At 56.5% G+C, this 26,077-nt stretch carries 23 protein-coding genes and 1 pseudogene; 12 read left to right on the top strand and 12 right to left on the bottom strand.

Annotation, left to right across the window (positions count from 1 at the left end):
- Positions 1 to 3 precede the first annotated feature (3 nt).
- Positions 4 to 1,131 carry a succinyl-diaminopimelate desuccinylase gene (dapE, locus tag SK51_RS10655; RefSeq protein ID WP_023306677.1) on the top strand — a complete coding sequence of 376 codons (1,128 nt, stop codon included), beginning with the start codon at positions 4 to 6 and terminating at the stop codon, positions 1,129 to 1,131.
- A 24-nt stretch (positions 1,132 to 1,155) separates the two neighbouring features.
- Positions 1,156 to 1,353, top strand: coding sequence for a YpfN family protein (locus SK51_RS10650; RefSeq protein WP_000383991.1), 198 nt, complete (start codon positions 1,156 to 1,158; stop codon positions 1,351 to 1,353).
- 38 nt (positions 1,354 to 1,391) lie between these two features.
- Here the strand turns inward: SK51_RS10650 and ypfH are convergent, their stop codons facing one another.
- The 6 genes from ypfH to dapA form a co-directional block, all read right to left on the bottom strand.
- Entirely contained in the window at positions 1,392 to 2,087 is a 696-nt protein-coding gene (gene ypfH / locus SK51_RS10645) for an esterase (RefSeq protein ID WP_023306678.1), read from the bottom strand.
- A gap of 73 nt (positions 2,088 to 2,160) precedes the next feature.
- Entirely contained in the window at positions 2,161 to 4,107 is a 1,947-nt protein-coding gene (locus SK51_RS10640; protein WP_023306679.1) for a tRNA(Met) cytidine acetyltransferase TmcA, read from the bottom strand.
- Complete coding sequence (gene ypfJ, locus SK51_RS10635; protein ID WP_022648970.1) at positions 4,107 to 4,976, bottom strand: KPN_02809 family neutral zinc metallopeptidase; 870 nt, start codon at positions 4,974 to 4,976, stop codon at positions 4,107 to 4,109. The genes SK51_RS10640 and ypfJ overlap by 1 nt, the downstream gene beginning before the upstream one ends.
- 120 nt (positions 4,977 to 5,096) lie before the next feature.
- On the bottom strand, positions 5,097 to 5,810 hold the full coding sequence (gene purC / locus SK51_RS10630) for a phosphoribosylaminoimidazolesuccinocarboxamide synthase (protein ID WP_001171626.1): 714 nt from the start codon (positions 5,808 to 5,810) through the stop codon (positions 5,097 to 5,099).
- Positions 5,811 to 5,919: 109 nt separating this feature from the next.
- A complete protein-coding gene (gene bamC, locus SK51_RS10625) occupies positions 5,920 to 6,954 on the bottom strand; it encodes an outer membrane protein assembly factor BamC (protein ID WP_022648971.1) in 1,035 nt (344 codons plus the stop codon).
- 16 nt (positions 6,955 to 6,970) lie between these two features.
- The gene (gene dapA, locus SK51_RS10620; protein WP_003860542.1) at positions 6,971 to 7,849 is read right to left on the bottom strand and encodes a 4-hydroxy-tetrahydrodipicolinate synthase; all 879 of its coding nucleotides are present in this window, start codon (positions 7,847 to 7,849) and stop codon (positions 6,971 to 6,973) included.
- A 145-nt stretch (positions 7,850 to 7,994) separates the two neighbouring features.
- Here dapA and SK51_RS10615 point away from each other — a divergent pair, with 145 nt between their 5' ends.
- Both SK51_RS10615 and bcp read left to right on the top strand, forming a co-directional pair.
- On the top strand, positions 7,995 to 8,564 hold the full coding sequence (locus tag SK51_RS10615; RefSeq protein ID WP_000213743.1) for a glycine cleavage system transcriptional repressor: 570 nt from the start codon (positions 7,995 to 7,997) through the stop codon (positions 8,562 to 8,564).
- On the top strand, positions 8,564 to 9,034 hold the full coding sequence (gene bcp / locus SK51_RS10610) for a thioredoxin-dependent thiol peroxidase (RefSeq protein ID WP_022648972.1): 471 nt from the start codon (positions 8,564 to 8,566) through the stop codon (positions 9,032 to 9,034). The genes SK51_RS10615 and bcp overlap by 1 nt, the downstream gene beginning before the upstream one ends.
- A 534-nt stretch (positions 9,035 to 9,568) precedes the next feature.
- Here bcp and SK51_RS10605 read toward each other — a convergent pair.
- Positions 9,569 to 10,633, bottom strand: coding sequence for an AI-2E family transporter (locus SK51_RS10605; RefSeq protein WP_003860546.1), 1,065 nt, complete (start codon positions 10,631 to 10,633; stop codon positions 9,569 to 9,571).
- A gap of 220 nt (positions 10,634 to 10,853) precedes the next feature.
- Here SK51_RS10605 and bepA point away from each other — a divergent pair, with 220 nt between their 5' ends.
- Both bepA and arsC read left to right on the top strand, forming a co-directional pair.
- Positions 10,854 to 12,317: a beta-barrel assembly-enhancing protease gene (gene bepA, locus SK51_RS10600; protein ID WP_003860547.1), complete on the top strand. Its 1,464-nt coding sequence runs from the start codon at positions 10,854 to 10,856 to the stop codon at positions 12,315 to 12,317.
- Positions 12,318 to 12,330: 13 nt separating this feature from the next.
- Complete coding sequence (gene arsC / locus SK51_RS10595) at positions 12,331 to 12,687, top strand: arsenate reductase (glutaredoxin) (RefSeq protein ID WP_023306681.1); 357 nt, start codon at positions 12,331 to 12,333, stop codon at positions 12,685 to 12,687.
- Here arsC and SK51_RS10590 read toward each other — a convergent pair.
- Positions 12,684 to 13,508: a hypothetical protein gene (locus SK51_RS10590; RefSeq protein WP_023306682.1), complete on the bottom strand. Its 825-nt coding sequence runs from the start codon at positions 13,506 to 13,508 to the stop codon at positions 12,684 to 12,686. The two genes, arsC and SK51_RS10590, sit on opposite strands and share 4 nt — an antisense overlap.
- A gap of 147 nt (positions 13,509 to 13,655) precedes the next feature.
- On the opposite strand from SK51_RS10590, the gene celB reads away from it, so the two are divergent.
- The 3 genes and pseudogenes from celB (at position 13,656) to SK51_RS10575 (ending at position 17,348) form a co-directional block, all read left to right on the top strand.
- Entirely contained in the window at positions 13,656 to 14,975 is a 1,320-nt protein-coding gene (gene celB, locus SK51_RS10585; protein ID WP_023306683.1) for a PTS cellobiose transporter subunit IIC, read from the top strand.
- A gap of 3 nt (positions 14,976 to 14,978) precedes the next feature.
- Positions 14,979 to 15,935: a glycosylasparaginase gene (locus tag SK51_RS10580; RefSeq protein WP_023306684.1), complete on the top strand. Its 957-nt coding sequence runs from the start codon at positions 14,979 to 14,981 to the stop codon at positions 15,933 to 15,935.
- Positions 15,935 to 17,348: pseudogene (locus SK51_RS10575) on the top strand (leucyl aminopeptidase family protein). Before SK51_RS10580 ends, SK51_RS10575 begins: the two are co-directional and overlap by 1 nt.
- 76 nt (positions 17,349 to 17,424) lie before the next feature.
- Here the strand turns inward: SK51_RS10575 and SK51_RS10570 are convergent.
- From SK51_RS10570 to SK51_RS10555, 4 genes are all read right to left on the bottom strand, one after another.
- Positions 17,425 to 18,126, bottom strand: coding sequence for a DnaA inactivator Hda (locus tag SK51_RS10570; RefSeq protein ID WP_211482948.1), 702 nt, complete (start codon positions 18,124 to 18,126; stop codon positions 17,425 to 17,427).
- A gap of 97 nt (positions 18,127 to 18,223) precedes the next feature.
- Positions 18,224 to 19,513: a uracil permease gene (gene uraA, locus SK51_RS10565; RefSeq protein ID WP_022648978.1), complete on the bottom strand. Its 1,290-nt coding sequence runs from the start codon at positions 19,511 to 19,513 to the stop codon at positions 18,224 to 18,226.
- Between the two features lie 82 nt (positions 19,514 to 19,595).
- A complete protein-coding gene (upp, locus tag SK51_RS10560; RefSeq protein ID WP_022648979.1) occupies positions 19,596 to 20,222 on the bottom strand; it encodes a uracil phosphoribosyltransferase in 627 nt (208 codons plus the stop codon).
- Between the two features lie 217 nt (positions 20,223 to 20,439).
- Positions 20,440 to 21,870, bottom strand: a complete 1,431-nt coding sequence (locus SK51_RS10555; RefSeq protein WP_023306686.1) for a 6-phospho-beta-glucosidase — start codon at positions 21,868 to 21,870, stop codon at positions 20,440 to 20,442.
- Between the two features lie 266 nt (positions 21,871 to 22,136).
- On the opposite strand from SK51_RS10555, the gene purM reads away from it, so the two are divergent.
- The 3 genes from purM (at position 22,137) to ppk1 (ending at position 26,077) form a co-directional block, all read left to right on the top strand.
- Positions 22,137 to 23,174: a phosphoribosylformylglycinamidine cyclo-ligase gene (gene purM / locus SK51_RS10550; RefSeq protein ID WP_023306687.1), complete on the top strand. Its 1,038-nt coding sequence runs from the start codon at positions 22,137 to 22,139 to the stop codon at positions 23,172 to 23,174.
- Positions 23,171 to 23,812 (top strand): phosphoribosylglycinamide formyltransferase, encoded by a 642-nt coding sequence (gene purN / locus SK51_RS10545; protein ID WP_023300681.1) that lies wholly within the window; start codon positions 23,171 to 23,173, stop codon positions 23,810 to 23,812. The genes purM and purN overlap by 4 nt, the downstream gene beginning before the upstream one ends.
- A 204-nt stretch (positions 23,813 to 24,016) precedes the next feature.
- Positions 24,017 to 26,077 (top strand): polyphosphate kinase 1, encoded by a 2,061-nt coding sequence (gene ppk1, locus SK51_RS10540; protein WP_006811494.1) that lies wholly within the window; start codon positions 24,017 to 24,019, stop codon positions 26,075 to 26,077.

Below are 26,077 nucleotides of genomic sequence, written 5' to 3'. Positions count from 1 at the left end.
TCTATGTCATGCCCGGTCATTGAGCTGACTCAGCAGCTTATTCGCCGTCCTTCCCTTAGCCCGGACGACGCAGGTTGTCAGGCATTAATGATTGAGCGCCTGCGTGCCATCGGTTTTACCGTCGAGCACATGGATTTTGGCGATACGCAGAACTTCTGGGCATGGCGCGGTCAGGGGGAGACGCTGGCGTTTGCCGGACATACCGACGTAGTTCCCGCAGGCGACGCAGACCGCTGGATCAACCCGCCTTTTGAGCCAACCATCCGCGACGGCATGCTTTTCGGACGCGGCGCTGCGGATATGAAAGGTTCCCTGGCTGCGATGGTCGTGGCGGCAGAGCGTTTCGTCGCCCAGCATCCGAACCATAAAAACCGTCTTGCGTTTTTGATTACCTCCGATGAAGAAGCCAGCGCCCACAACGGCACCGTGAAGGTCGTTGAGGCGCTGATGGCGCGCAATGAACGTCTGGACTACTGTCTGGTGGGCGAACCGTCCAGTACCGAAGTGGTGGGCGATGTGGTGAAAAATGGCCGCCGTGGATCCCTGACCTGCAATTTGACCATTCATGGCGTGCAGGGCCACGTTGCCTATCCGCACCTGGCGGATAACCCGGTACACCGCGCCGCGCCGATGCTGAACGAACTGGTGGGCATTGAATGGGATAAAGGCAACGAATTTTTCCCGCCAACCAGCATGCAGATAGCCAACATCAAGGCCGGCACTGGCAGCAACAACGTCATTCCCGGCGATCTCTTCGTCCAGTTTAACTTCCGCTTCAGCACCGAACTGACCGACGAGATGATCAAAGCACGCGTGATTGCGATGCTCGAAAAATACCAGCTGCGCTATACCCTCGACTGGTGGCTGTCTGGCCAGCCGTTCCTGACGCAGCGCGGTAAACTGGTGGATGCGGTAGTGAACGCCATCGCGCACTATAATGAGATTAAGCCACAGCTGCTGACAACAGGCGGCACGTCTGACGGACGCTTTATTGCCCGCATGGGCGCACAGGTTGTCGAACTGGGTCCGGTTAACGCGACGATTCACAAAATCAATGAATGCGTGAACGCTGCCGATTTACAACTGCTGGCCCGCATGTATCAACGTATTATGGAGCAGCTCGTCGCCTGACGGGTGCTTAAAGAGGATTAGCGAATGGACTGGCTTTCAAAGTACTGGTGGATTCTGGTGTTGGTATTTCTGGTAGGCGTGCTGCTTAACGTGATTAAAGATCTCAAGCGCGTTGACCACAAAAAGTTCCTTGCCAACAAACCGGATCTTCCGCCGCACCGTGATTTTAACGACAAGTGGGACGATGAAGACGACTGGCCGAAGAAGGACCAGAAGAAGTAATCGCTTTGTTTCCCCTCTCCCTAGGGAGAGGGGAAACCTCACATAAACTCGACGATATCATCGTCATTCGGCTTACCGCCGCTGAGCGCTTCATCAAAGTAGTGCTTCGGTACGGTATAACGCAGATGACCGAGCGCGAACTGCATGCTGCGATCGTCAATGGCATGCCCCAGATCGTCCACGATATCCAGCGTCACATCCCCGCCTTCACGCATCAGCGCGTCCTGGGCCGCAACCGCATGCGAAAGCTCAATTACCCGGTCTTCACCCCCATGAATGAGATGGATCGTGGTCTGCGTGGTCGCGCTTTGCGGTAACGTCGCAAAACGCCCATTGAAGGCAATCACGCGGGACACCAGTCCGGGCTGCGCTTTTACGCTTTCCAGCGACATGATTGAGCCCTGAGAGAAGCCAATCAGCGCTGTTGCATTGGCACCTACGCCGCTCTGCTGCTGCCAGTAACGCACGATATCGATAAAGGCTGGCATAACGGCATCAATACGTGCCTGACGATTTTCCTCCGTCACGCCCTCGACGGAAAACCACTGCCGCCCGTCCGGACCGCAGGGCTCCACGCCGCCGATACTGACGATCAGCGCGTGTGGGAAAACGGGTGCAAACCAGCTGCCAATCTGTCCCATATTGACGGCATTGTCGCCCACGCCATGAAACAGAAGCAGTAGCTGTTTAGCAGGTGTATCCGGGCTTTGCACAACAAAATGGTCATGTTTCATGGCGATCTCCTTAATTGTTAAGCAGGATTTTACGCCTCTGCGGGGTAATGACCATGCCACTTTACTGAAGAAGTCATTGAAAAAATTGCCATTGCAAAATGTCGGCTTTCAGCCGCTGGCTACGGGAGTAATCAAGCCTTTCAAGCGCGTGAGCGGTTTCCTCGCGTAGCTTCGCCAGCAACGCTTTGCGCCCGAAATCGTGCGTATTCCCTTCCATTTTCCCGCGCAGCGCCGGGAGCGGCATATCCACGGCTAACAACAATCGCGTTAGCGCCGCAACCGAGGTTGAAAACGCCCGGTGCGCAAAGGCAAACCCCGCCAGCTCCAGCCAGTCGTCACTATTAAGGGTAGCTTCCCATGCATCCATCACCGGGATCTTTTCGCCATTCCAGGCCGACAGGACGCGCATATCACGACATAAACGCTGATGCGCCTCTTCGCAGAGCTGATGCCCCGCCTCGCTCAGCGGCAGCAACGCCATCGCCGTATAGCACCCGCTGCTGGCCTCCCGGTGGCTGCCCATTCGCACCAGCACAAACCCGCACTGCCGCCAGAAACGCCACAGCTCGTCGGTATAGCCAAAGCTGACCGAGAGATAATCTTCTCCGCTGGCACTGCGGATCAGCCCCTGGCCGATGCCTTCCCGCTGGCGATGAGGATGAACCGCAATACGGCTGACGCGTCGGCCTTTCAGCGTCGCCGCGAGAGGCGAACCGCCGTGCGCCGCCAGCGACTGTGCCACCAGATTTCCACGCGGCCGACGAAACCCCGCCCATACTGCGCGGCTAAGTTCTGGGGATAAGCCGCCCTCCTCCACCAGCCAGAGAGCACCGGCGAGGGTTGAGTCGGCTTCAGCAACGGTAAAATGCTGTCCCGGCGCGTCCATCATCCGGCGTAAATCGAGGGGGGACGTCCGGTAGTGCGCGGCACACAGCAGTTCATACACGCCTGCCCCGCGCGCCGGATCGCTCTCCCATATCCCGGGCGCCAGCGACGTTAAACTTACCTCCCCTGCCGGTTTGCGATCGATAAGCGCATCGTCGAACAGCAGCGCGTTCGCCACGATTCGCTCAAGAGGACATCCGGCAGCCCAGCGTACAGGGGTTGATAAGGTATATCGCCGCAGACCGCTGAACCGGGCGCAGAACTTCAGCAGGAATCCCCTGCCCGTGCCTTCATAACCCTGCACCGTAGTGGTCAACAACACGCGGGGAAAGCGCATCGTCAGTTTCTTGAGCAGCGGGCCGGGGATGGCGGCCGCCTCATCGACAATCAGCCAGTCAGCTTCTGTTGTGGAGGCCAGCAGCGCATCCGGGGCCATAAAGTGAAAATGTTCCCCGGCGAAACGCGCGATGACATCCGTCGCCCCTTTTGCCGGTGCGGTCACTACAGCACTATCCTGAATGCCGTTGAGCAACATGCCCGCCAGGGCGGACTTTCCTCGTCCGCGCGGGGCCGTCACGGCAGCCACGCCAGCAGGCATGGTCAGAAGCGCGTCGAGGATCGCAGCCTGCTCGCGCTGCGGTTCACCGCTGGCGGGCTGCCAGGCGGGTAAATCTGGCGCAACGGGAAGGCACAGAGGACGATGTTGATGCCAGACGATAGCATCTGAATCGGCGGCCAGCGTCCGGCAAAAATGGTAAACAAAGTGCGGGGTGGCGATCGGCTCTGCGCTGTCGCTCCAGCGTAGAGAATCCGCGTCGGGCCTGTTAGCCCAGACGGAGAACGGCGGCACCAGCAGCACCAGAAGGCTTCCGGCGCGCAGGGTCCCGCTGAGGGCGGCGAGGGCCGAGACGTCAAACCCGCGACGCGCGTCAAAAACGGCGTGCAGATATTCACGTCCCAGCAGGCCGCTGATGGCCTTAGAGGGGTTTTCCTCCAGCCACAGCCAGTCTCCTGGTAACGTATCGCGCAGGATGGTCGCCTGGCTCAACGTCCACGCTTCATCGCCGCTAAGCACCACCAGCCGGCGGTGCCCGGTACGCTGAAGCTGGTTAACCAGCTGTTCAACCCCCAACATCACATAGCTTTGCCGAAGGTATTACACTGCGACGGGTTGCCGCTGTCAAAGCCACGCTTAAACCAGCTGTAGCGCTGCTCTGAGGTGCCATGGGTAAAGCTGTCCGGCACAACGCGCCCCTGGCTTTGCTGCTGCAAGCGATCGTCACCAATCGCCTGTGCGGCATTCAGGGCCTCTTCCAGATCGCCTGTTTCCAGCACGCCCTGCTGCTGCATGCTGTGTCCCCAGACGCCAGCGAAGCAGTCGGCCTGAAGCTCCATGCGTACGGAGAGATGATTCACCTCCGCCTGAGACGCATTCTGCTGCATCTGACGCACTTTAGGTTCAATGCCGAGGAGCTTCTGCACATGGTGGCCGACTTCATGCGCGATCACGTAGCCCTGGGCAAAATCGCCGTCGGCGCCCAGCTTGCTTTTCATGTCGTCATAGAAGGAGAGATCGATATAGACGGTGCTGTCCGCCGGGCAGTAGAACGGCCCCATAACGGACTGCCCGGTGCCGCAGCCGGTGCGGGTTGCACCCCGGTACATCACCAGTTTTGGCGGCTGATAAGTCCGCCCCATTTTCTCGAACTGCTGACCCCAGGTATCTTCAGTCGTCGCGAGAATAACGGAAGTAAATTTCGCCGCTTCATCTTCATTCGGGCTGATGGAGCGCTGAGAATACTGCTGCTGTTGCCCGGTTTCACCGGTCATCAAACCGGTCAGGTCGACACCGTAGTAGCCCGCTACCAGCACGACGACCAGCAGAATAATACCGCCCTTGCCGCTGGGTAACCGGAAACCTGGCCCGCCCATAGACGGACCACCGCCACCACTGCTGCGTCTGTCTTCTACGTTGTCACTTTCACGACGCCCTTGCCAGCGCATAAACACCTCGAACTATTCCATTTATAATAGCTATGATCGTAGGCGGTTAATGAAAGGATTACCATAGTAAACAAGGATAAGACGCCAAAGGATGCCAACATCCTTTGGCAAATGCGCAGTTTAGTCGAGCTTAACGCCTAAACGGTGAGCAACCGCTTCGTACGCTTCGACCACGCCACCCAGACTCTGGCGGAAACGGTCTTTGTCCATTTTATCCAGCGTCTCTTTGTCCCACAGGCGGCTGCCGTCAGGAGAGAACTCGTCGCCCAGCACCACTTCGCCTTTGTACAGACCGAACTCCAGCTTGAAGTCGACCAGGATCAGGCCCGCGTCATCAAACAGCTTTTTCAGCACGTCGTTGGCTTTGTAGGTCAGTTCCTGCATGCGCGCCAGGTTCTCTTTGCTGACCCAGCCGAAGGTTTCGCAGTAGGATTCGTTGACCATCGGGTCATGCATGGCGTCGTTTTTCAGGAACAGATCGAACAGCGGTGGATTCAGTTCGATACCCTCTTCAATGCCCAGACGCTTCACCAGGGAGCCTGCGGCACGGTTACGGATCACGCACTCAACCGGCACCATATCCAGTTTTTTTACCAGACATTCCGTATCGGACAACAACGCTTCCATCTGAGTCGGGATACCGGCTTCGGCCAGTTTGGTCATAATGAAGTGGTTGAACTTGTTGTTCACCATGCCCTTACGATCGAACTGCTCAATGCGTGCGCCGTCTCCTGCTGACGTATCATTGCGGAATTCGAGCACCAACAGATCCGGGTTTTCCGTGCTGTATACGGTTTTCGCTTTGCCACGATACAACTCAGCTTGCTTCTGCATCTTCATTACTCCTGGTGTGATGATTTGTATTCAAAACTGGCTATATTATGCCACGCACACGTTTGCGTGGCACGAAAATAAAAAGGGCTGGATTAACCAGCCCTCACTATTATTTGCTGAATGCGGCCTGGAAGGCAGCGACCAGCGCATCGTTCTGCGCCTGGGTCAGCGTGTGTCCTTTCGGATCGATAAACTGCAGGCTGCTGCGGTTATCGAGGTCGCCGACCTGGATTTTGTAGTCACCGGAAGGCAGCTGTGGATCGCTTGCCCCCAGCTCCTGCCAGGCACTTTCAGACAGCGGCTTATAGGTCGCTGTGATGCTGCCCGTTGAACGGGTGCTGTCGGTCACCTTCATGCCCACTTTTTCCAGCGTGGCTGGCAGACGCTGCCAGGTCTGGTTAAACGGCGCACGCACCACCAGCATTGGCAGGCCGGTATCGTCTGCACCGCTCTGCACGTCAAACGTTGAACCGTTACGGTTCTGCGCGGCGTTTGCGGCATCAGCAGCGTTCTTATCCAGACCCGCTGCAATCACGTTCAGCATTTCGGTACTGTAGCGCTGCATGGCGGACGGATCGGCAACCGGTTTACCTGCCTGCTCAAGATTCAACAGCTTAACGGTAACCGCCTGCTGATAACCCTGCGGCTTAACGGAGACTTGATAACGACCACGATACTGCTGGTCTTCATCGAGACGGTTCCACTCAATCCAGTCGGTGGTTAAGGTCTGGCTGGCGTCGTCGCGTTTATCAATCGTATAGTTTTTCGACTGAATGACGCTCACAACCTGCGGCCACAGCGTGGTACCGCGTGCGCTTTCCACCAGCAGAGAAGCTGTATCACCGGTGAACTGCGTGCGCGCGCCACTCACCAGCGCCAGAGGCTGAGCTGGTGGACGAATATCGAGCGCTTTACCCACCAGGCCGCTGCCGTTGGTAACCGGAATATTATAATCACCGTTCTGGATCGGCAGGATCATGCCGGCAGGCGCGTGAAGTTCAGCAAGCGGCGGCGCATCCAGATAGGATTCATCACCGCTCACCTGGCGCTTGTAGCGCGAGTCTGAACTACAGGCAGCGAGGAGCATAACAAGCGAAACACCCGCAACCTTGGCCAGGCGCGACTTCTGTACTGAATAAGCCATCAAATCTCCCTAAACTTTACAGCAAACCGGCATGCTTCAGCGCGCCAGCGACAATTTCACGACCATGGTCGGTAATCGGTGTCATTGGCAGACGCAGCGTGTCGGTTGCTACAAGCCCCAACTCCTTACATGCCCATTTCACTGGGATCGGATTGGGTTCGACAAATAATTTATTATGCAACGGCATCAGACGCTGATTAATCACGCGAGCTTCATCAAAGTGACCGGCTGCGGCCAGTTTGCACATGTCAGCCATATCACGCGCCGCCACGTTCGCCGTCACGGAAATAACGCCGTTACCACCGAGCTGCATAAAGTCCAGTGCGGTCGCATCATCACCGCTCAACAGGATAAAGTCGTCTGAAACCAGCTCTTTGATCTGATGAACGCGGCTTAAGTTCCCTGTCGCCTCTTTAATCCCGATAATATTTTTTACTTTCGAGAGACGGCCAACGGTTTCCGGCAGCATATCGCAACCGGTACGGGACGGCACATTATACAGAATTTGTGGCAAGTCAGTATGTTCAGCGATGGCTTTGAAATGCTGGAACAAACCTTCCTGAGTTGGGCGGTTGTAGTAAGGGGTCACCGTCAGACAGCCAACAATGCCGCTGTCGTTAAAACGCTGAGTCAGGCTAATGGCCTCTGCCGTTGCGTTTGCGCCCGTACCCGCGATGACCGGAATACGCCCGTCCGCCAGTTCCAGGGTCAGCATCACAACGTCGCCGTGCTCTTCGTGGCTCAGCGTGGCGGATTCACCGGTAGTCCCTACCGAAACGATCGCCGAGGTTCCATTGGCGACATGGTAATCAATGAGCTTCTTCATGCTTGACCGGCAGACATTACCTTTTTCATCCATCGGTGTAACAAGCGCGACAATACTTCCCGTGAACATGAGCCATCCTCTGTGCGAACAAGAGCCTCAATGTTACGTTTGGAACTGTAATAAAAGCAAGCGACCTGAGGCTCTCAGGCGGTTGTATGCATGTTTTTTTTATGCTTTCCTTAGGAAGACTTAACCACGCAAAGGAAGAACAGGTTTGACAACCTCATCACAACATTACCTGGTTATCACTGCGCTGGGTGCTGACAGGCCGGGTATCGTGAATACCATCACTCGCCACGTGAGCAGCTGCGGCTGCAATATCGAAGACAGCCGGCTGGCTATGCTTGGCGAAGAATTCACGTTCATCATGCTGCTTTCCGGAACATGGAATGCCATTACCCTCATCGAATCTACCCTGCCGCTGAAAGGCGCAGAGCTGGATTTACTGATTGTGATGAAGCGCACCACCGCGCGCCCGCGTCCGGCTCTGCCTGCCACAGTCTGGGTACAGGTTGAAGTGCCTGATTCACCTCATTTGATTGAACGTTTTACGGCACTGTTTGACAGCCATCAGATGAACATTGCCGAACTGGTTTCCCGCACGCAGCCTGGCGATGAAAACGCCATCCCGACGCTGTTTATTCAAATTACCGCCCACAGCCCTGCCTCGCAGGATGCGTCAAATATCGAGCAAGCGTTCAAAGCCCTCTGTACAGAATTACACGCGCAAGGCAGTATAAGCGTCGTCGATTATTCGCAGCACGAACAGGATGGAGTTGAGTAATGAACCCACTGAAAGCCGGTGATATCGCACCGAAATTTAGCTTACCGGATCAAGACGGCGAGCAAGTAAATTTGACCGACTTCCAGGGACAGCGTGTTCTGGTCTATTTCTACCCGAAAGCCATGACCCCGGGCTGTACCGTACAGGCCTGCGGTTTACGCGACAACATGGATGAGTTGAAAAAGGTCGGTGTGGAAGTGCTGGGCATCAGCACCGATAAACCAGAGAAGCTGTCACGTTTTGCGGAAAAAGAGCTGCTGAACTTCACGCTGCTTTCCGATGAAGACCACCAGGTTTGCGAGCAGTTTGGCGTCTGGGGTGAGAAGTCCTTTATGGGCAAAACGTACGACGGTATTCACCGCATCAGCTTCCTGATTGACGCTGACGGTAAAGTTGAGCACGTGTTTGATGATTTCAAAACCAGCAACCACCACGACGTGGTGTTGAACTGGCTGAAACAAAGCGCCTGATAAACAGCAAAACGGCAACCCAGGTTGCCGTTTTTGGTGTTTGCCCCCTCTCCCCGTGGGCTGAGGGTTCCCCACAAATTAATGCGAGCACTGAGCAATCCCCTCGCCCCTCCGGGGAGAGGGTTAGGGTGAGGGGAACATACGGCGGTGGTGGTCATTCCGTTCACTTTATGTTCCTTGCTACTCTGTAACGATATGACCGGTGAACGTGCCAGGGTGGCTCAGTCGCCACCACCCTGGCGACCCGGGCTCCCGGCGGTAAATCGCCGCTTCGCGGTGCCCTCGGCTTATTCCTTCCGGCTTATCGGGTACGGGCGGAGGCAACGTCCCTGTAAAGCCGCCCTCTCGGCGCATCCCTGCGCCTCGCCCCGGCCGGAAGGCAAACGCCTCAGCGATTTACAGCCGGACCAGGGCATCGCTGACAGCCCTCAGTCATTTAGAAAGCAACTTTATTGCTTCTGCATAAAAAAATTACTGGGGATCCCTCAGCCCCGTGGGAGAGGGTTGGGGTGAGGGCATCAGCCCGCACTAAATCTACTTCTCTTCCACCGCCGGCACATCCGGCCACGCGTGGACCACGGCTTTAATCAGCGTCGCCAGCGGAATGGCGAAGAACACGCCCCAGAATCCCCACAGCCCGCCGAAAATCACCACTGACAGGATAATCACCAACGGATGCAGGTTAACTGCTTCTGAGAACAGCACCGGTACCAGCAGGTTCCCGTCCAGTCCCTGAATAATCAGGTATACGGCGAAACAGCTCCAGAACTCCGTACCCAGACCAAACTGGAACAGCGCCACACCGACTACCGGAATGGTCACCACAAACGCGCCGATATACGGGATCAGAACCGAGAATCCGACCAACACCGCCAGCAGCAGCGAGTAGTTCAGCCCGAAAATCACGAAGCCAATCCAGGTCGCCACGCCCACCACAATCATCTCAAGCACTTTGCCGCGAATGTAGTTGGTGATTTGCTGGTTCATCTCCTGCCAGACCTGTCCTGCGAGACCGCGATTGCGCGGCAGCACGCGGCGCACCGCATTCAGCATCTGCTCTTTATCTTTGACCAGGAAAAACACCATTAGCGGCACGAGAACAAGGTAAACCGCCAGCGTCAGCAACCCCACCAGCGAGGCCAGAGAGTATTTCACCACCGAGTCACCCATGGTCATGATGCGGGCGCGCATGTTTTCGGCCATCGCATCGATGATCCCGGCGTCCATCAGCGCAGGATAGCGGCGCGGCAGCGTGGCGGCAAAATCAGACAGTTTATTCAGCATGCCGGGCATGTCGCGGATCAGGTAGATCCCCTGTTGCCAGGCGATGGGCATCACCACGAAGGACATCAGCAGCAGAATGCCGACAAACAGCACCAGGACAATGCTGGTCGCCCAGCGACGGGAACAGCCGATATGTTCCAGACGCGCGGTGGGCCACTCCAGCAGATACGCCAGCACAATTGCCACCAGAAGCGGTGCCAACAGGCCACTAAAGAAGAACAGGATACCGAATCCGGCAACCAGAATGACCAGCAAAGCAATGGCTTCCGGATCGCTAAACCGACGCCGATACCACTGCATTAACATTTCGAGCATACAACCCTTCCCTGAATCGAATGGCGGGAGTGAGACGGTGAATTGTATCTAACTGTCACAAAAAAGACTTTCCTTTTTGTTTCACTGTCAGGTTTCGCAAAACCCTGATGAATGGGATTTTCTTCATCTCTTAACACGGCTACACTCGCAGAGCAGCGGAGATGAACGTTATGCGGGTTCATCGGTCAAATTAGCACATCCAACATACAGGACAGTGGTTATGTTCAGGCAGTTGAGAAAAACACTGGTTGCGACACTGATTGCCGCCGTGACGGTGGGTCAGGTGTTGCCCGCTTTCGCTGACTCGTCCGATTCATTGCCGGACATGGGCACCACGGCAGGAAGCACGCTCTCCATCGGGCAGGAGATGCAGATGGGTGATTATTACGTACGCCAGCTGCGCGGCAGTGCTCCGCTGATTAACGACCCTTTGCTGGTGCAGTACATCAACGGTCTGGGGATGCGACTGGTGGCGCACGCAGACTCGGTAAAAACGCCCTTCCACTTCTATTTAATCAATAACGACGAAATCAACGCCTTCGCCTTCTTTGGCGGGAACGTGGTGCTGCATTCGGCGTTGTTCCGTTATTCCGATAACGAAAGCCAGCTGGCGTCCGTCATGGCGCACGAAATTTCGCACGTCACCCAGCGCCATCTGGCGCGTGCGATGGAAGATCAGAAGCGTAACGCCCCCCTGACCTGGGTGGGCGCGCTGGGCTCTATTCTGCTGGCGATGGCCAGCCCGCAGGCCGGAATGGCGGCGCTTACCGGGACGCTGGCGGGAACGCGTCAGGGGATGATCAGCTTTACCCAGCAGAACGAGCAGGAAGCAGACCGCATCGGCATTCAGGTTTTACAGCGTTCCGGCTTTGACCCGCAGGCCATGCCGAGCTTCCTGGAAAAACTGCTCGACCAGGCACGCTACTCGTCGCGCCCGCCTGAAATTCTGTTGACCCACCCGTTGCCGGAAAGCCGTCTCTCGGATGCGCGTAACCGTGCTAACCAGATGCGTCCGGTCGTCGTGCAGTCCTCGCAGGATTTCTACATGGCCAAAGTGAGAACGCTTGGCATGTACAACTCCGGACGTAATCAGCTCACCAGCGATCTGCTGGACGCGCTGGCGAAAGGCAACGTGCGCGAGAAGAACGCCGCGCAGTATGGTCAGGCACTCCAGGCGATGGAGGCCAGCAAGTACGATGAAGCGCGTAAAGCGCTACAGCCGCTGCTGGCGTCGGCGCCTGACAATCCGTGGTATCTCGACCTCGCAACCGATATCGATTTAGGACAGAAAAAAGCGACCGATGCGATCAACCGTCTGAAAGGGGCGAAAGACATTCGCAACAATCCGGTATTGCAACTTAACCTGGCGAACGCCTACTTACAGGGCGGCCAGCCCGGCGAGGCGGTGACCATTCTGAACCGCTATACCTTTAACAATAAAGATGACCAGAACGGCTGGGAGCTGCTCGCCCAGGCCCAGGGGCAACTGGGTAATCGCGATCAGGAGCTGGCCGCGCGTGCGGAAGGTCTGGCGCTGGCGGGGCGCCTCGATCAGGCCATTTCCCTGCTAAGCAGCGCCAGCTCACAGGTGAAGCTCGGCAGCCTGCAACAGGCCCGCTACGATGCGCGAATCGACCAGCTGCGTGGCCTGCAACAACGCTTTAAGCCGTACGAGAAGATGTAATAAAGGAGAAGTCATGACAGACGCGGTAAAAATTTACCATAACCCTCGCTGCTCCAAGAGCCGCGAGACTCTGAATTTGCTGAAGTCTAACGACATCGATCCGGAAGTGGTGTTGTATCTGGAGACGCCCCCGGACGCGCAGACGATCCGCCAGCTGCTGAAGATGCTGAACATGGGCAGCGCACGCGAGCTGATGCGTCAGAAAGAAGATCTGTATAAATCGCTCAATCTGAACGATACCAGTCTCACTGAAGATCGGCTGATTCAGGCGATGGTCGACAATCCAAAGCTGATTGAGCGCCCGATTGTCGTGGCGAACGGCAAGGCGCGTATCGGCCGTCCGCCGGAAGACGTACTCGGGATCCTCTAATCGTTACGCCGCAGCGCTTCCAGAAACGCCTGCGGCGTACTCTCCCCCAGCTTTTTCTGCGCTTTTCCCCGGTTGAAAAATTCACACAACTGGATCAACAGTTCTCCCGCCGGTTCACTATTCACGCGCGGAATGATCTCACGTAACGGCACGGTGACCTGAAGGGCAAGATAATACTGTGAATGCACTTTTACGGTGACGTTATGCTCCGGCAAGTTCACTGCCAGCCCAAAAGTCTCAATAGATTGAATATCAGCCGGACATGCAGCCAGCACCTCGTTCGTCCAGCGGGTCAGCAACTGCGGCGAGACACCGGCATAAAGCCGGGCGTAGCACCAGCCGCTGACGGGTTCACGCGCCCAGAGCAGGTGTTGCTCCCCACCGTCGTCCATATGCAGCGATAGCGGCTGATGATGCAGAAGTAGCTTCTGCGGCATGATACCGGCCTTCAGTGCCTTTTTGCCCTGCAACGACGCCCCCTTTTGTCTTACCGAAGCCGGTTTGAGGTAGCGGTTCAGGGTCGCGCGGGAAACGGCGATCCCGAGTCCGTCATTCACCAGCAGCAGCAGTTCATCCAGCGGTGCCCCAGTGATATCCCGCAGGGCATTTATCAGTGCCGCCTGCTCTTGTCTCAATGCTTTGTGTATCACTTTTGGCGTTGTGTGGTTATCCGAAACCTGGTCGCGGTTGCGCCAGCGCCTGACGGTGGTGACCGAGATCCCCAGTTCAACAGCTAGCTCTCTGTCGCTTTTATCTGACTGCTGAAGATAGCGACGGATACGCGGTGTGGTGGTGGCGTTAGCATGCAGTTTGATTTCCATCGCGTCTCTCTCCGCAACTAATCTTATGAGATTTATAGTAGAACAGCGAATGCTTTGTGACCGATTTCACCTTTCGCTCGCCGCGCTTCACTGATAATCCACAGACATAACATAAACAACACCTCTCAATCTTGTACGGAGTTCACAATGAACAATGTTCTGGGATTTCTTGAAGCAAAACTGATGCCGCTGGCGGCGAAAACGGCCCAGCAGCGTCATCTTGGGGCCATTCGTGGGGCCTACGTTTCATTCATGCCGTTTATCATCGTCGGCTCCATCCTGCTGGTGATCTCCTCCTTCCCGAATCAGGCCTATCAGCAGTTTATGTCTCAGGCCTTTGGTGAGAGCTGGAGTGCGATTATAGAGATTCCATTCAACGCGGTATTCTCAACCATGTCGCTGTTTATCAGCTTCCTGGTGGCCTACCGCCTGGCTGAGCATTATGGCGAGGACCGCATCTCCTGCGGCATCCTGGCGCTGGTTGCGTTTCTGATCCTGACGCCCTTTATCAAAGTGGCGGAAAACGGCGGCATTACCGTGATGCCAGTGGAGTGGATTGGCAGCAAAGGGTTGTTTGTGGCGATGATCGGTTCCCTGCTGTGGACGGAACTGTTCTGCTGGCTGAAGCGCAAAAAGCTGGTCATCAAAATGCCGGACGGCGTACCACCGGCGGTGCAGGAGTCGTTCGCGGCGCTGATCCCGGCCCTGCTGGTGATGATTCTGGTGCTTATTATCCGCATCATCTTCGAAAACACCCACTACCACACCATCCACCAGTTTATTTATGAAGTGGTTGCCACCCCGGTGCGCCACTACGGTACCTCTTATTTCGGTGCGCTGATGACCGTATTCAGTATCACCATTCTGTGGTCAGTGGGCATTAACTCCGGTTCGATGATCAACGGCATTATTCGCCCGCTGTGGATGGAAAACCAGACCGACAACATCGCCGCGATTCAGGCGGGAACGACGCCGCCGCACATCATCACCGAACAGTTTTTTGACATGATCTGGATGGGCGGCGCGGGCGCCACGCTGTCGCTGGTGATAGCGATGCTGATTTTCGCCCGCAGCAAAAACATGCGTGAGGTGGCGCGCCTCGGCGCAGGAGCCTCGGTATTTAACATCAACGAACCGATCCTGTTTGGCCTGCCGGTGATCATGAACCCGATCATGCTCATCCCGTTTAATCTGGTGCCGCTGGTGCTGGTCACCGTGCAGTATGCGGCGATGAAAATTGGCGCGGTCGCCGTCACCACCGGGGTGTTTATTCCCTGGACGCTGCCGCCGGTTATCAGCGGCTTTATCGTCACCGGGCACCTGAGCGGCAGCGTGATGCAGCTGATCAACCTGCTGATTGGCGCCATGCTGTACCTGCCTTTCATGCGTATCGTGGATAAACAGTACCGCGCCGCGGAGCTGACTACCGCTACGCAACCCGACACCACCCTTGCAAAACAGGAGTAAAGCATGTGGGGAATTATCGCAACCTGGCGAATGGCACTTGAAGGGGTAACGGAATCCGCGTCTGCCCTGGCGGCGGGAAAACCGGTCGCTTCGGCGGTGGTCGATGCCGTCGCTGCCGTGGAAGACTTTCCGCTGTATAAATCCGTCGGCTACGGTGGCCTGCCGACCGAAAACGGCGAGGTGGAGCTGGACGCGGCCTATATGGACGGCGACACGCTGGCGTTCGGCGCCGTGGGGAATCTGGTGGATATCGCCAACCCGGTGCGCGTGGCGCACGCGCTCAGCCGTCAACGCTATAACAGCCTGCTGGTCGGCCAGGGCGCGCGCGAATGGGCGCTGAGCCAGGGCTTTGCCGACAAAACCATGCTCACGGATCGCGCCATGCAGCACTACCGCAAGCGCTGCCGCGAAACGCTGGATAAGGGGTTAAGCCCCTACGACGGACATGACACCGTCGGCATCATTGGCCTTGATAAACAGGGTTCGATGAGCGTCGCCACCTCCACCAGTGGCCTGTTTATGAAAAAACGTGGTCGCCTCGGTGACTCACCCATCATCGGCTCCGGCTTTTACTGCGACAGCGAAACCGGCGCGGCCACCGCCACAGGCGTCGGTGAAGACCTGATGAAGGGCTGTACCAGCTACGAAATCGTTCGCCGGATGGCGCAAGGGATGACGCCGCAGCAGGCGGCGGATTCAGTCGTATTCGAACTGGAAGACAAGCTGATGTCGCGCTTCGGTCGCGCGGGCGATCTCTCCGTGGTGTGCATGAACAGCAAAGGAGAATTTGGCGCCGCGACCAACATAAAAACCTTCTCGTTCGTGGTGGCGACGGCTCGCCAGCCCCTCACCGTTTTTCGTACTGAACGCCTGCGGGAGAAAACGCACTATCACGCGGTAGATGAGGAGTGGATGCAAGCCTATGCCGCACGGATCCGCGCGCCGATTGAGGAATCATGATGATCACTTACCAGTTTATCAACGCGCTTTCAGACGCGAAGCCGAACAGCCATTTGATTGCGCGCGCTGACAGTTCCCTGTTACTGGATAGCGCTCTTATCGCTGAAATGCGCCAGCAGAGCACCGTCGCGGACGCGCGCTTTGGCTGCGCGCCGTTTGCGCGCATTACTCTGTTGCCGGACACGATCTGGCATGACGCCCTGACCGAAGGGTTGCTCACCGCCCTGCGACCGCTGCTTACCGCCCCCGCCAGCGCCGAACTCGTGCTGGACGTGACGGATATCGACGATGTGGTGCTGGCGCAGGTGCTGCGTTTTCTCTTTAATCAGGCGCACAGGCTCAGTGACCTGAAGCTGAAGAAGACGGACGAAGCGGTGCGTCTTACCTGCATCACTGCCCTCTGCCTGCCGGAACAGCAGGCGAAGCTGGAGACGACCTTCCGCCAGCAGCAGGCCATTGCGCTCGGCATGATCGCGGCGCGACGTCTGGCGGATATGCCGTCCGACCGCTGCACGCCGCAGTTTGTGGTGGAAGAGGCGCAAAAACTGTGTGCCGCCAGCCCTGCGCTGCGAGGTGCTGAACGAAAAAGATATTGCTGAGCAGGGTCTTGGACTGCTGCACGCCGTTGGCAAAGGGGCGACCTGCCCGCCGCGTCTGCTGGCTATTCATTATGATGGTGCCAACGACGGCCCGATGCGCTGCTACGTGGGAAAAGGCATTACCTTTGACACCGGCGGCCTGTGGCTGAAGGAAGGCGCGGGCATGTACACCATGAAATATGACATGTGCGGCGCGGCCAACGTACTGGGGCTGATGCTGACCGTTGCGGAGCTGAAATTACCCGTGCGCATCATGGGCGTGCTGGCGCTGGCGGAAAACGCCATCGGCCCCGACGCCATGCAGCCCGGCACGGTGGCAACAGCCTGTAACGGCACCACCGTTGAAATCAATAATACCGATGCCGAGGGCCGGCTGGTGCTGGCTGACGCCATTGCCTGGGCCAGCCAGCGGTACCCGCAGGCCCGCTACATCATTGATATGGCGACTTTGACGGGCGCAGTGGTGAAAGCGCTGGGGTATGAGCTGAGCGGGCTGATGACCCAGGATGAACCGCTGCGCGCCGCGTTGACGCAGGCAGGAAAACGGAGCGGTGACGAGGTGTGGTCTCTGCCGCTGGACGCACGGCTGAAAAAGCAGACCGACAGCGCGATTGCCGATCTGTGCAACACACCGACTAACAATGCAGCGATAAGCGCCTCGGCGGCGTGGCTGCTGCATCACTTCTGTCCGCCGGCGATCCCATGGGCACATCTGGATATCAGCGGGACGGCGCTGTGGCGTGAGAACGGCAGAAGCGTGGCGTCGGGAAGACCGATTCCGCTGCTGGTTGAGCACCTGATGGGGGATCTTTAGCCCGGTGGCGCTGCGCTTACCGGGCCTACGGGTGCCATATGTAGGCCGGGTAAGGCGCAGCCGCCACCCGGCATAACTACAGCTTAAGAATATCTTTCACAAACGGAATGGTCAGCTTGCGCTGGGCGGTGATGGAGGCGCGATCGAGCTGATCGAGCGTATCAAAGAGCGTGCGCATCTCCCGATCCAGACGCTTGAGCAGGAAGCGGCCTACGTCTTCCGGCAGTTCAAATCCGCGCAGTCTGGCGCGCAACTGAAGTGCCTGGAGTTTGTCTTCATCCGACAGCGGTTGCAGCTTGTAGATTTGCCCCCAGTCCAGACGAGACGCCAGATCCGGCAGCCCCAGATTGAGCTGACGCGGCGGACGATCGCCGGTGATCAGCAGCCGGGTTTTGCCCGACTCCAGAATGCGGTTGTAGAGGTTAAAGATCGCCATTTCCCACGGCTCGTCTCCCGCCACGCATTCAATATTATCGATGCAGACCAGGGAGAGATGTTCCATGCCCTCCAGCACTTCAGGCACAAACCAGGTGCGTTTATCCAGCGGCACATAGCCTACCGCGTCACCGCGCGCCGAAAGTTCCGCACAGGCGGCATGCAGCAGGTGGCTGCGTCCCGCGCCTTCGCGTGACCAGATATAGATGTATCCGCTGTGTTCCTGGCGCAGCACGTTTTGCAGTGCAGCCAGTAAAGAGGGGTTATCACCCGGCCAGAAACTCGCGAAAGTTTCGTCGTCAGGGAGATAAAGTGGCAGAGAGAGCTGTGCCGGTCCGTTCAGAAATACCTCAACCAGAGATCTTACATAAAATCGGAATGGAGTTTAACACGGAACCAGCAAGGAGAGAACCGGGCGGATCGTCCGCCCGGTTAAAGGATCAATGTGGTGCTTTTTCGCTATCGTCAGCGTCCAGGATTTCTTCTTCCGGACGAATGACCGAGATCAGCTTGAAAATCAGGCTCAGGCCCACGCCGACGATGGTCGCCAGCGCCATACCCTTCAGCTCTGCCGCGCCGATGTGCACCTTCGCGCCGCTTACGCCGATGATCAGGATAACGGAGGTCAGGATCAGGTTCTGCGCCTTGCTGTAATCCACTTTGGATTCAATCAGCACGCGAATACCGGACGCACCGATCACCCCGTAAAGCAGCAGGGAAACGCCGCCCATCACCGGAACCGGGATAATCTGGATCGCCGCCGCCAGTTTGCCGACGCAGGAGAGCAGAATAGCGATGATCGCCGCGCCGCCGATAACCCAGGTGCTGTAGACGCGGGTGATCGCCATTACGCCGATGTTCTCCCCGTAAGTGGTGTTAGGCGTGGAGCCGAAGAAACCGGAGATGATGGTGGAGAAACCGTTGGCAAACATGGAGCGATGCAGGCCCGGGTCGCGGATCAGGTCACGCTTCACGATGTTCGCCGTCACCACCAGGTGGCCAACGTGCTCAGCAATCACCACCAGTGCAGCAGGCAGAATGGTGAAGATAGCAAACCATTCGAAGCGTGGGGTGTAGAAGGTCGGCAGCGCGAACCAGTGTGCCTCGGCAATCGGTGTGGTATCCACAACGCCCATCACGAAGGAGAGCGCGTAACCCGCGAGCACGCCGATCAGGATCGGGATAATCGCCATAAAGCCGCGGAACAGGACGGAACCGAAAACCGTCACGCCCAGCGTCACCAGCGAAATAATAATGGTTTTAGAATCCGGTGACTGACCGTCCGCAGGCAGCAGCCCAGCCATGTTCGCCGCGACACCCGCCAGTTCCAGGCCGATGACGGCAACGATTGCCCCCATTGCCGCAGGCGGGAACATCACGTCCAGCCAGCCGGTACCCGCTTTCTTCACGATGAAGGAGACCAGGCAGAACAGCACGCCGCACATGATAAAGCCGCCCAGCGCGACCTCGTAACCCAGCGGCAGCAACAGCAGTACCGGGGAGATAAACGCGAAGCTCGACCCGAGATAGGCCGGGATTTTGCCTTTACAGATGAAGAGGTAAAGCAGCGTACCGATGCCGTTAAACAGCAGCACGGTAGCCGGGTTAATGTGAAACAGGATTGGCACCAGCACGGTTGCGCCAAACATGGCGAACAGGTGCTGCAAACTAAGCGGGATTGTCTGTAAAAGCGGCGGTCTTTCACTCACCCCGATAGCACGGCGCGTCATAGTGTTTTCCTCTGAGTGTCATTGTTGGTTTTTATTCAAAAAAAAGCCGACTATCAAAGTCGGCTTCTTTATCGTTATTCGATTATTTAGTCCCAAAAATCTTATCGCCGGCATCGCCGAGCCCCGGGATGATGTACCCGTGCTCGTTCAGTCCCTGGTCGACAGACGCGGTATAGAGTTCAACGTCCGGGTGCGCTTTTTCCAGCGCCGCGATACCTTCCGGCGCCGCGACCAGCACCAGCACTTTGATGCTGCTGCAACCTGCTTGTTTCAGCAGGTCAATGGTGGCGATCATCGAACCACCGGTCGCCAGCATCGGGTCAACTACCAGCGCCATACGCTCATCAATGTTAGAGACCAGCTTCTGGAAGTATGGGACCGGCTCAAGCGTCTCTTCGTTACGGTAGATACCCACCACGCTGATACGCGCGCTTGGGACGTGCTCCAGCACGCCTTCCATCATGCCCAGACCCGCACGCAGGATTGGCACCACGGTAATTTTTTTACCTTTGATCTGTTCAACCTGCACCGGGCCGTTCCAGCCTTCGATGGTCACTTTTTCCGTTTCCAGATCAGAGGTCGCTTCGTAGGTCAGCAGGCTACCCACTTCAGAAGCCAGTTCGCGAAAACGCTTCGTGCTGATGTCATGCTCACGCATCAGGCCCAACTTGTGTTTAACGAGTGGGTGTTTCACTTCCACAATCTTCATTCTCTTTCTCCTCTGAGGTGGCATCCGCAAAAAAATCGCGGGATTATACCGCTTTTTTTGGATTGCGCCATACCCATGTTGCTTGATGTACATCAATCAAAAACAAAAAAGCCGGAGGCTGGGCTCCGGTTTGGGTGCGGGGTCTTGCCCGGCGGCGCTGCGCTTACGCGGGCCTACGTGTAGTGTAGGTCGGGTAAGCGTTAGCGCCACCCGACAATTACAGGTTATCGCCGTTGCTCGCAATCACCTGCTTATACCAGTCGAACGATTTCTTCTTGCTGCGGTTCAGCGTGCCGTTACCTTCGTTATCTTTATCGACAAAGATAAAACCGTAGCGTTTCTTCATCTCGCCAGTGCCGGCAGAGACCAGGTCGATACAGCCCCACGGGGTATAGCCCATCAGATCCACGCCGTCTTCCACCACCGCTTTTTTCATCTCGCGGATGTGGGCGGAAAGGTAGTCGATGCGGTACTGGTCGTTCACCGTGCCGTCGCTCTCCAGCACGTCGATCGCGCCAAAGCCGTTTTCCACAATAAACAGCGGCAGCTGATAGTGATCCCAGAACCAATTCAGAGAGTAGCGCAGCCCGACAGGATCGATCTGCCAGCCCCAGTCCGATTTCTGCACGTACGGGTTAGAAACCAGGCTCTTGCTCTCGTCATAATCCAGCGTCGGATTATCCGCCGTCGCTTTGGTGGCGAACGACATATAGTAGCTGAACCCGATGTAATCCACGCAGCCCTGCGTCAGCGCCACTTTATCTTCTTCGGTGATATCCAGCGCGAAGCCGCGACGTTCAAAGTAGTTGAGCAGATGCTGCGGATACTTGCCGCGCACGTGAACGTCGGTGAACCAGTAGCGGCGATGCATGGCGTTCATCGCCATCATCATGTCGTCCGGGGCACAGGTCAGCGGATAGATGGGGCACATGGCAATCATGCAGCCGATGTGCAGTGATGGGTTGATCTTGCGCCCCGCTTTCACCGCCAGGGCGCTGGCCACCAGCTCATAGTGCGCCGCCTGGAACATCACCGGCTCGCGATCTTCTCCCGGCGCATATTTCAGCCCGGAGTTGGTAAACGGCGCAAAGTCTTCATGAAAGTTGGCCTGGTTATTGATCTCGTTAAAGGTCATCCAGTACTTCACTTTATGCTGATAGCGCTCAAAAACGACCTTCGCGAAGCGGACAAAGAAGTCGATCAGCTTACGGTTACGCCAGCCGCCGTATTCCGTTACGAGGTGGAAAGGCATCTCGAAGTGGGAAAGCGTGATCACCGGCTCGATGCCGTGCTTCAGGCACTCGTCGAAAAGATCGTCATAGAATTTGAGTCCCGCTTCGTTCGGCTCCAGCTCGTCGCCTTTCGGGAAGATACGCGTCCAGGCAATGGAGGTGCGGAAGCATTTGAACCCCATCTCGGCAAAGAGTTTGATGTCTTCTTTATAGCGGTGGTAAAAGTCGATGGCTTCGTGGTTTGGGTAATTTTTCCCCTCCAGCACGCCGTTGGTGATTTCACGCGGTACCCCGTGGGCGCCTGCCGTCATGACATCGGCAACGCTCACGCCCTTGCCGCCCTCTTTCCAGCCGCCTTCAAGCTGGTGCGCCGCAACGGCCCCACCCCACAGAAAACCTGCTTTAAATCCTGACATTCGCTTTCCCTCATTCTGCGTTATTTTCTGCAAAAACAGTTACAGAAACCGGTTTCATTTTGATGATGTGCAAAGGGGATAGCCGTTGCAAGCAGATCGCCGAAACCGGTTTCATTTTCGTGAACGGAGTCAAGTTTGTTGCCCTGGACAGTCCGCACAGAAAAAAAGATCCTCGCGCCGAGAATAGGCTCGCAAACGTTTGCCTGGACTGTTAGAATTGCGCCGATTTTTCTTACTAGCTATGCAATCGCGTGGGGATTTAAGCCGTGACCAACAAAACTTCTCTCAGCTACAAAGATGCCGGTGTTGATATTGACGCAGGTAATGCGCTGGTTGACCGAATCAAAGGTGTGGTGAAAAAAACCCGCCGCCCGGAAGTGATGGGTGGCCTGGGTGGATTCGGCGCACTGTGCGCGCTGCCGCAAAAATATCGTGAACCTGTGCTGGTCTCGGGTACGGATGGTGTCGGTACAAAACTGCGCCTGGCGATGGATCTTAAGCATCACGATACGATTGGTATTGATCTGGTGGCGATGTGCGTCAACGACCTGGTGGTACAGGGCGCTGAGCCGCTGTTCTTCCTGGATTACTACGCGACCGGCAAGCTGGATGTGGATACCGCAGCCAGCGTCATTAACGGTATCGCCGAAGGCTGTCTGCAATCCGGCTGTGCGCTGGTCGGCGGTGAAACCGCTGAAATGCCAGGCATGTATCACGGTGAAGATTATGACGTCGCAGGCTTCTGCGTCGGCGTGGTAGAAAAATCAGAAATTATCGACGGCAGCAAAGTGGCTGACGGCGATGTGCTGGTTGCGCTGGCCTCCAGCGGTCCGCACTCCAACGGCTACTCTCTGGTGCGTAAGATCCTCGAAGTGAGCGGTTGCGACCCGCTGACCACCGAGCTGGACGGCAAACCGCTGGCCGATCACCTGCTGGCCCCGACCCGCATCTACGTGAAAAACGTGCTGGAGCTGATTGAGAACGTTGACGTGCACGCCATCGCTCACCTTACCGGCGGCGGCTTCTGGGAAAACATTCCGCGCGTGCTGCCGGACAATACCCAGGCGGTGATCGACGCCTCCTCATGGCAGTGGCCGCCCGTCTTCAACTGGCTGCAAACCGCAGGCAACGTGAGCGAGCATGAAATGTACCGCACCTTTAACTGCGGCGTGGGCATGGTTATCGCCCTGCCCGCCAGCGAAGCGGATAAAGCGGTTAAGCTGCTGACAGAAAAAGGTGAAAACGCGTGGAAAATCGGTACGATTAAAGCTTCCGATTCCGAACAGCGTGTGGTCATTGAATGAAAAACATCGTGGTGCTCATTTCCGGCAACGGAAGCAATTTGCAGGCAATTATAGACGCCTGCAAACAGAAGAAAATCAATGGCACCATTCGGGCAGTATTCAGCAACAAGGCCGATGCGTTCGGCCTTGAGCGCGCGCGGGAAGCGAACATTCCTGCGCACGCGCTAGAAGCCAGCCAGTTCGCCGGGCGTGAAGCCTTTGACCGTGAGCTGGTGCAGGAGATTGACGCCTACGCGCCTGACGTGGTGGTGCTGGCGGGCTACATGCGTATCCTGAGCCCGGCCTTCGTCGCGCATTACAACGGACGTTTGCTGAATATCCACCCTTCTCTTCTGCCGAAATATCCTGGCCTGCATACCCATCGTCAGGTGCTGGAGAACGGCGATGAGGAGCATGGTACCTCCGTGCATTTCGTTACCGACGAGCTGGACGGCGGTCCGGTCATTTTGCAGGCAAAAGTACCGGTCTTTGACGGTGACAACGAAGACGACGTGACGGAACGTGTACAGGCTCAGGAACACGCCATTTATCCGCTGGTGGTAAGCTGGTTTGTTGACGGCCGTCTTGAGATGCGCGACGGTGCCGCCTGGCTGGACGGCGTGAAGTTACCCCCGCAGGGTCATGCGGCTGAAGAGTAGTTTGTTCTGTCGGGTGGCGCTGCGCTTACCCGACCTACATATTGCATTACCCGATATTCCCTTCTCCAACCCCCTAAAATCCCCAACAAAAAAAATAACTGTCATACTTTTCTGGCACTGTTGGACATATCGTGGAAATGCTCGCCATAATAAGGACGAGACGGATTTACCACGTCCTGTGATTGAACTGGAGTGTGAGCTGTAATGGGTCAGGAAAAGTTATATATCGAGAAAGAGCTAAGCTGGTTAGCATTCAACGAACGTGTACTTCAGGAAGCGGCCGATAAAAGCAACCCGCTGATTGAGCGTATGCGTTTTTTAGGCATCTATTCCAACAATCTGGATGAGTTCTACAAGGTTCGCTTCGCCGAACTAAAACGCCGAATCATCATCAGCGAAGAACAGGGCTTAAACTCCCACTCGCGGCATCTGCTTGGAAAAATCCAGTCTCGCGTCATGAAAGCCGATCAGGAATTTGATGGCCTCTATAACGAGCTGCTGCTGGAAATGGCACGCAACCAAATCTTCCTGATCAACGAACGCCAGCTCTCCGCGAATCAGCAAAACTGGCTGCGCCACTATTTCAAACACTATCTGCGCCAGCATATCACCCCGATTCTGATCAACCGTGAAACCGATCTGGTGCAGTTCCTGAAAGATGATTACACCTATCTGGCGGTAGAAATCATTCGTGGTGAGACCATTAACTACGCGCTGCTGGAAATACCGTCTGATAAAGTCCCGCGCTTTGTAAATCTGCCGCCGGAAACCCCGCGCCGACGTAAGCCGATGATCCTGCTGGATAACATTCTGCGCTACTGTCTGGACGATATCTTCAAAGGCTTCTTCGATTACGACGCGCTCAACGCCTACTCAATGAAGATGACCCGTGATGCCGAGTACGATCTGGTGCATGAGATGGAGGCCAGCCTGATGGAACTGATGTCTTCCAGCCTCAAGCAGCGCCTGACGGCAGAGCCGGTGCGTTTTGTCTATCAGCGCGATATGCCGGACGCGATGGTGGAGATGCTGCGCGATAAGCTGACCATCTCCCGCTACGACTCCATAATCCCCGGTGGGCGTTACCACAACTTTAAAGATTTCATTGGCTTCCCGAACGTCGGCAAAGCCAATCTGGTAAACAAACCGCTGCCGCGCCTGCGCCATATCTGGTTCGATAAATTCCGCAACGGGTTCGATGCCATCCGCGAGCGGGATGTGCTGCTCTACTATCCGTATCACACCTTTGAACACGTGCTGGAATTGCTGCGTCAGGCCTCGTTCGATCCGAACGTGCTGGCGATTAAAATCAACATTTATCGCGTGGCGAAAGATTCCCGCATCATCGATGCGATGATCCACGCGGCGCACAACGGCAAGAAAGTGACCGTGGTGGTTGAGCTCCAGGCTCGCTTCGACGAAGAGGCCAACATCCACTGGGCACGCCGACTGACGGAAGCGGGCGTGCACGTCATCTTCTCCGCGCCGGGGCTGAAAATTCACGCCAAGTTGTTCCTGATCTCCCGTAAAGAGGGCGACGACGTGGTGCGCTACGCCCATATCGGTACCGGGAACTTTAACGAGAAAACCGCGCGTATTTACACCGACTATTCGCTGCTGACTGCCGATGCCCGCATCACCAACGAAGTGCGTCGGGTGTTCAACTTCATTGAGAACCCGTACCGCCCGGTGAGCTTCGATTATCTGCTGGTGTCACCGCAGAACTCACGGCGCCTGCTGTACGATATGATCGACAAAGAGATTGCCAATGCGCAGAACGGGTTGTCGTCCGGCATCACGCTGAAGCTCAACAATCTGGTGGACAAAGGCCTGGTGGATCGCCTGTATGCGGCCTCCAGCTCCGGCGTTCCGGTAAATCTGCTCATTCGCGGCATGTGCTCGCTCATTCCGGAACTGGAAGGCATCAGCGACAACATCCGCGTGATCAGCATTGTGGATCGCTATCTTGAACACGATCGCGTCTATATTTTCGATAACGCCGGTGATAAGCGCGTATACCTCTCGTCCGCCGACTGGATGACGCGTAACATTGATTACCGTATTGAAGTGGCGGCACCGCTGCTGGATCCTCGCCTGAAGCAGCGTATCCTGGACATTATCGAGATCCTGTTCAGCGATACGGTGAAAGCACGTTATATCGACAAAGAACTCAGTAATCGCTATGTACCGCGCGGCAATCGCCGTAAAGTGCGGTCGCAGCTGGCGATTTACGATTACATCAAATCACTTGAGCAACCCGATTAA

This window comes from Enterobacter sp. MGH85 (genome assembly GCF_001037655.1).
Classification (GTDB): Bacteria; Pseudomonadota; Gammaproteobacteria; order Enterobacterales; family Enterobacteriaceae; genus Enterobacter; species Enterobacter intestinihominis.
Note: the sequence above shows the minus strand (reverse complement) of the source record. Positions and strands in the feature narration are given on the sequence as shown.

Coding starts and splice junctions, on each gene's coding strand:
- dapE (WP_023306677.1), top strand. CDS start 4: ATGTCATGCCCGGTCATTGAGCTGACTCAGCAGCTTATTCGCCGTCCT.
- SK51_RS10650 (WP_000383991.1), top strand. CDS start 1,156: ATGGACTGGCTTTCAAAGTACTGGTGGATTCTGGTGTTGGTATTTCTG.
- ypfH (WP_023306678.1), bottom strand. CDS start 2,087: ATGAAACATGACCATTTTGTTGTGCAAAGCCCGGATACACCTGCTAAA.
- SK51_RS10640 (WP_023306679.1), bottom strand. CDS start 4,107: ATGTTGGGGGTTGAACAGCTGGTTAACCAGCTTCAGCGTACCGGGCAC.
- ypfJ (WP_022648970.1), bottom strand. CDS start 4,976: ATGCGCTGGCAAGGGCGTCGTGAAAGTGACAACGTAGAAGACAGACGC.
- purC (WP_001171626.1), bottom strand. CDS start 5,810: ATGCAGAAGCAAGCTGAGTTGTATCGTGGCAAAGCGAAAACCGTATAC.
- bamC (WP_022648971.1), bottom strand. CDS start 6,954: ATGGCTTATTCAGTACAGAAGTCGCGCCTGGCCAAGGTTGCGGGTGTT.
- dapA (WP_003860542.1), bottom strand. CDS start 7,849: ATGTTCACGGGAAGTATTGTCGCGCTTGTTACACCGATGGATGAAAAA.
- bcp (WP_022648972.1), top strand. CDS start 8,564: ATGAACCCACTGAAAGCCGGTGATATCGCACCGAAATTTAGCTTACCG.
- SK51_RS10605 (WP_003860546.1), bottom strand. CDS start 10,633: ATGCTCGAAATGTTAATGCAGTGGTATCGGCGTCGGTTTAGCGATCCG.
- bepA (WP_003860547.1), top strand. CDS start 10,854: ATGTTCAGGCAGTTGAGAAAAACACTGGTTGCGACACTGATTGCCGCC.
- arsC (WP_023306681.1), top strand. CDS start 12,331: ATGACAGACGCGGTAAAAATTTACCATAACCCTCGCTGCTCCAAGAGC.
- SK51_RS10590 (WP_023306682.1), bottom strand. CDS start 13,508: ATGGAAATCAAACTGCATGCTAACGCCACCACCACACCGCGTATCCGT.
- celB (WP_023306683.1), top strand. CDS start 13,656: ATGAACAATGTTCTGGGATTTCTTGAAGCAAAACTGATGCCGCTGGCG.
- SK51_RS10580 (WP_023306684.1), top strand. CDS start 14,979: ATGTGGGGAATTATCGCAACCTGGCGAATGGCACTTGAAGGGGTAACG.
- uraA (WP_022648978.1), bottom strand. CDS start 19,513: ATGACGCGCCGTGCTATCGGGGTGAGTGAAAGACCGCCGCTTTTACAG.
- upp (WP_022648979.1), bottom strand. CDS start 20,222: ATGAAGATTGTGGAAGTGAAACACCCACTCGTTAAACACAAGTTGGGC.
- SK51_RS10555 (WP_023306686.1), bottom strand. CDS start 21,870: ATGTCAGGATTTAAAGCAGGTTTTCTGTGGGGTGGGGCCGTTGCGGCG.
- purN (WP_023300681.1), top strand. CDS start 23,171: ATGAAAAACATCGTGGTGCTCATTTCCGGCAACGGAAGCAATTTGCAG.
- ppk1 (WP_006811494.1), top strand. CDS start 24,017: ATGGGTCAGGAAAAGTTATATATCGAGAAAGAGCTAAGCTGGTTAGCA.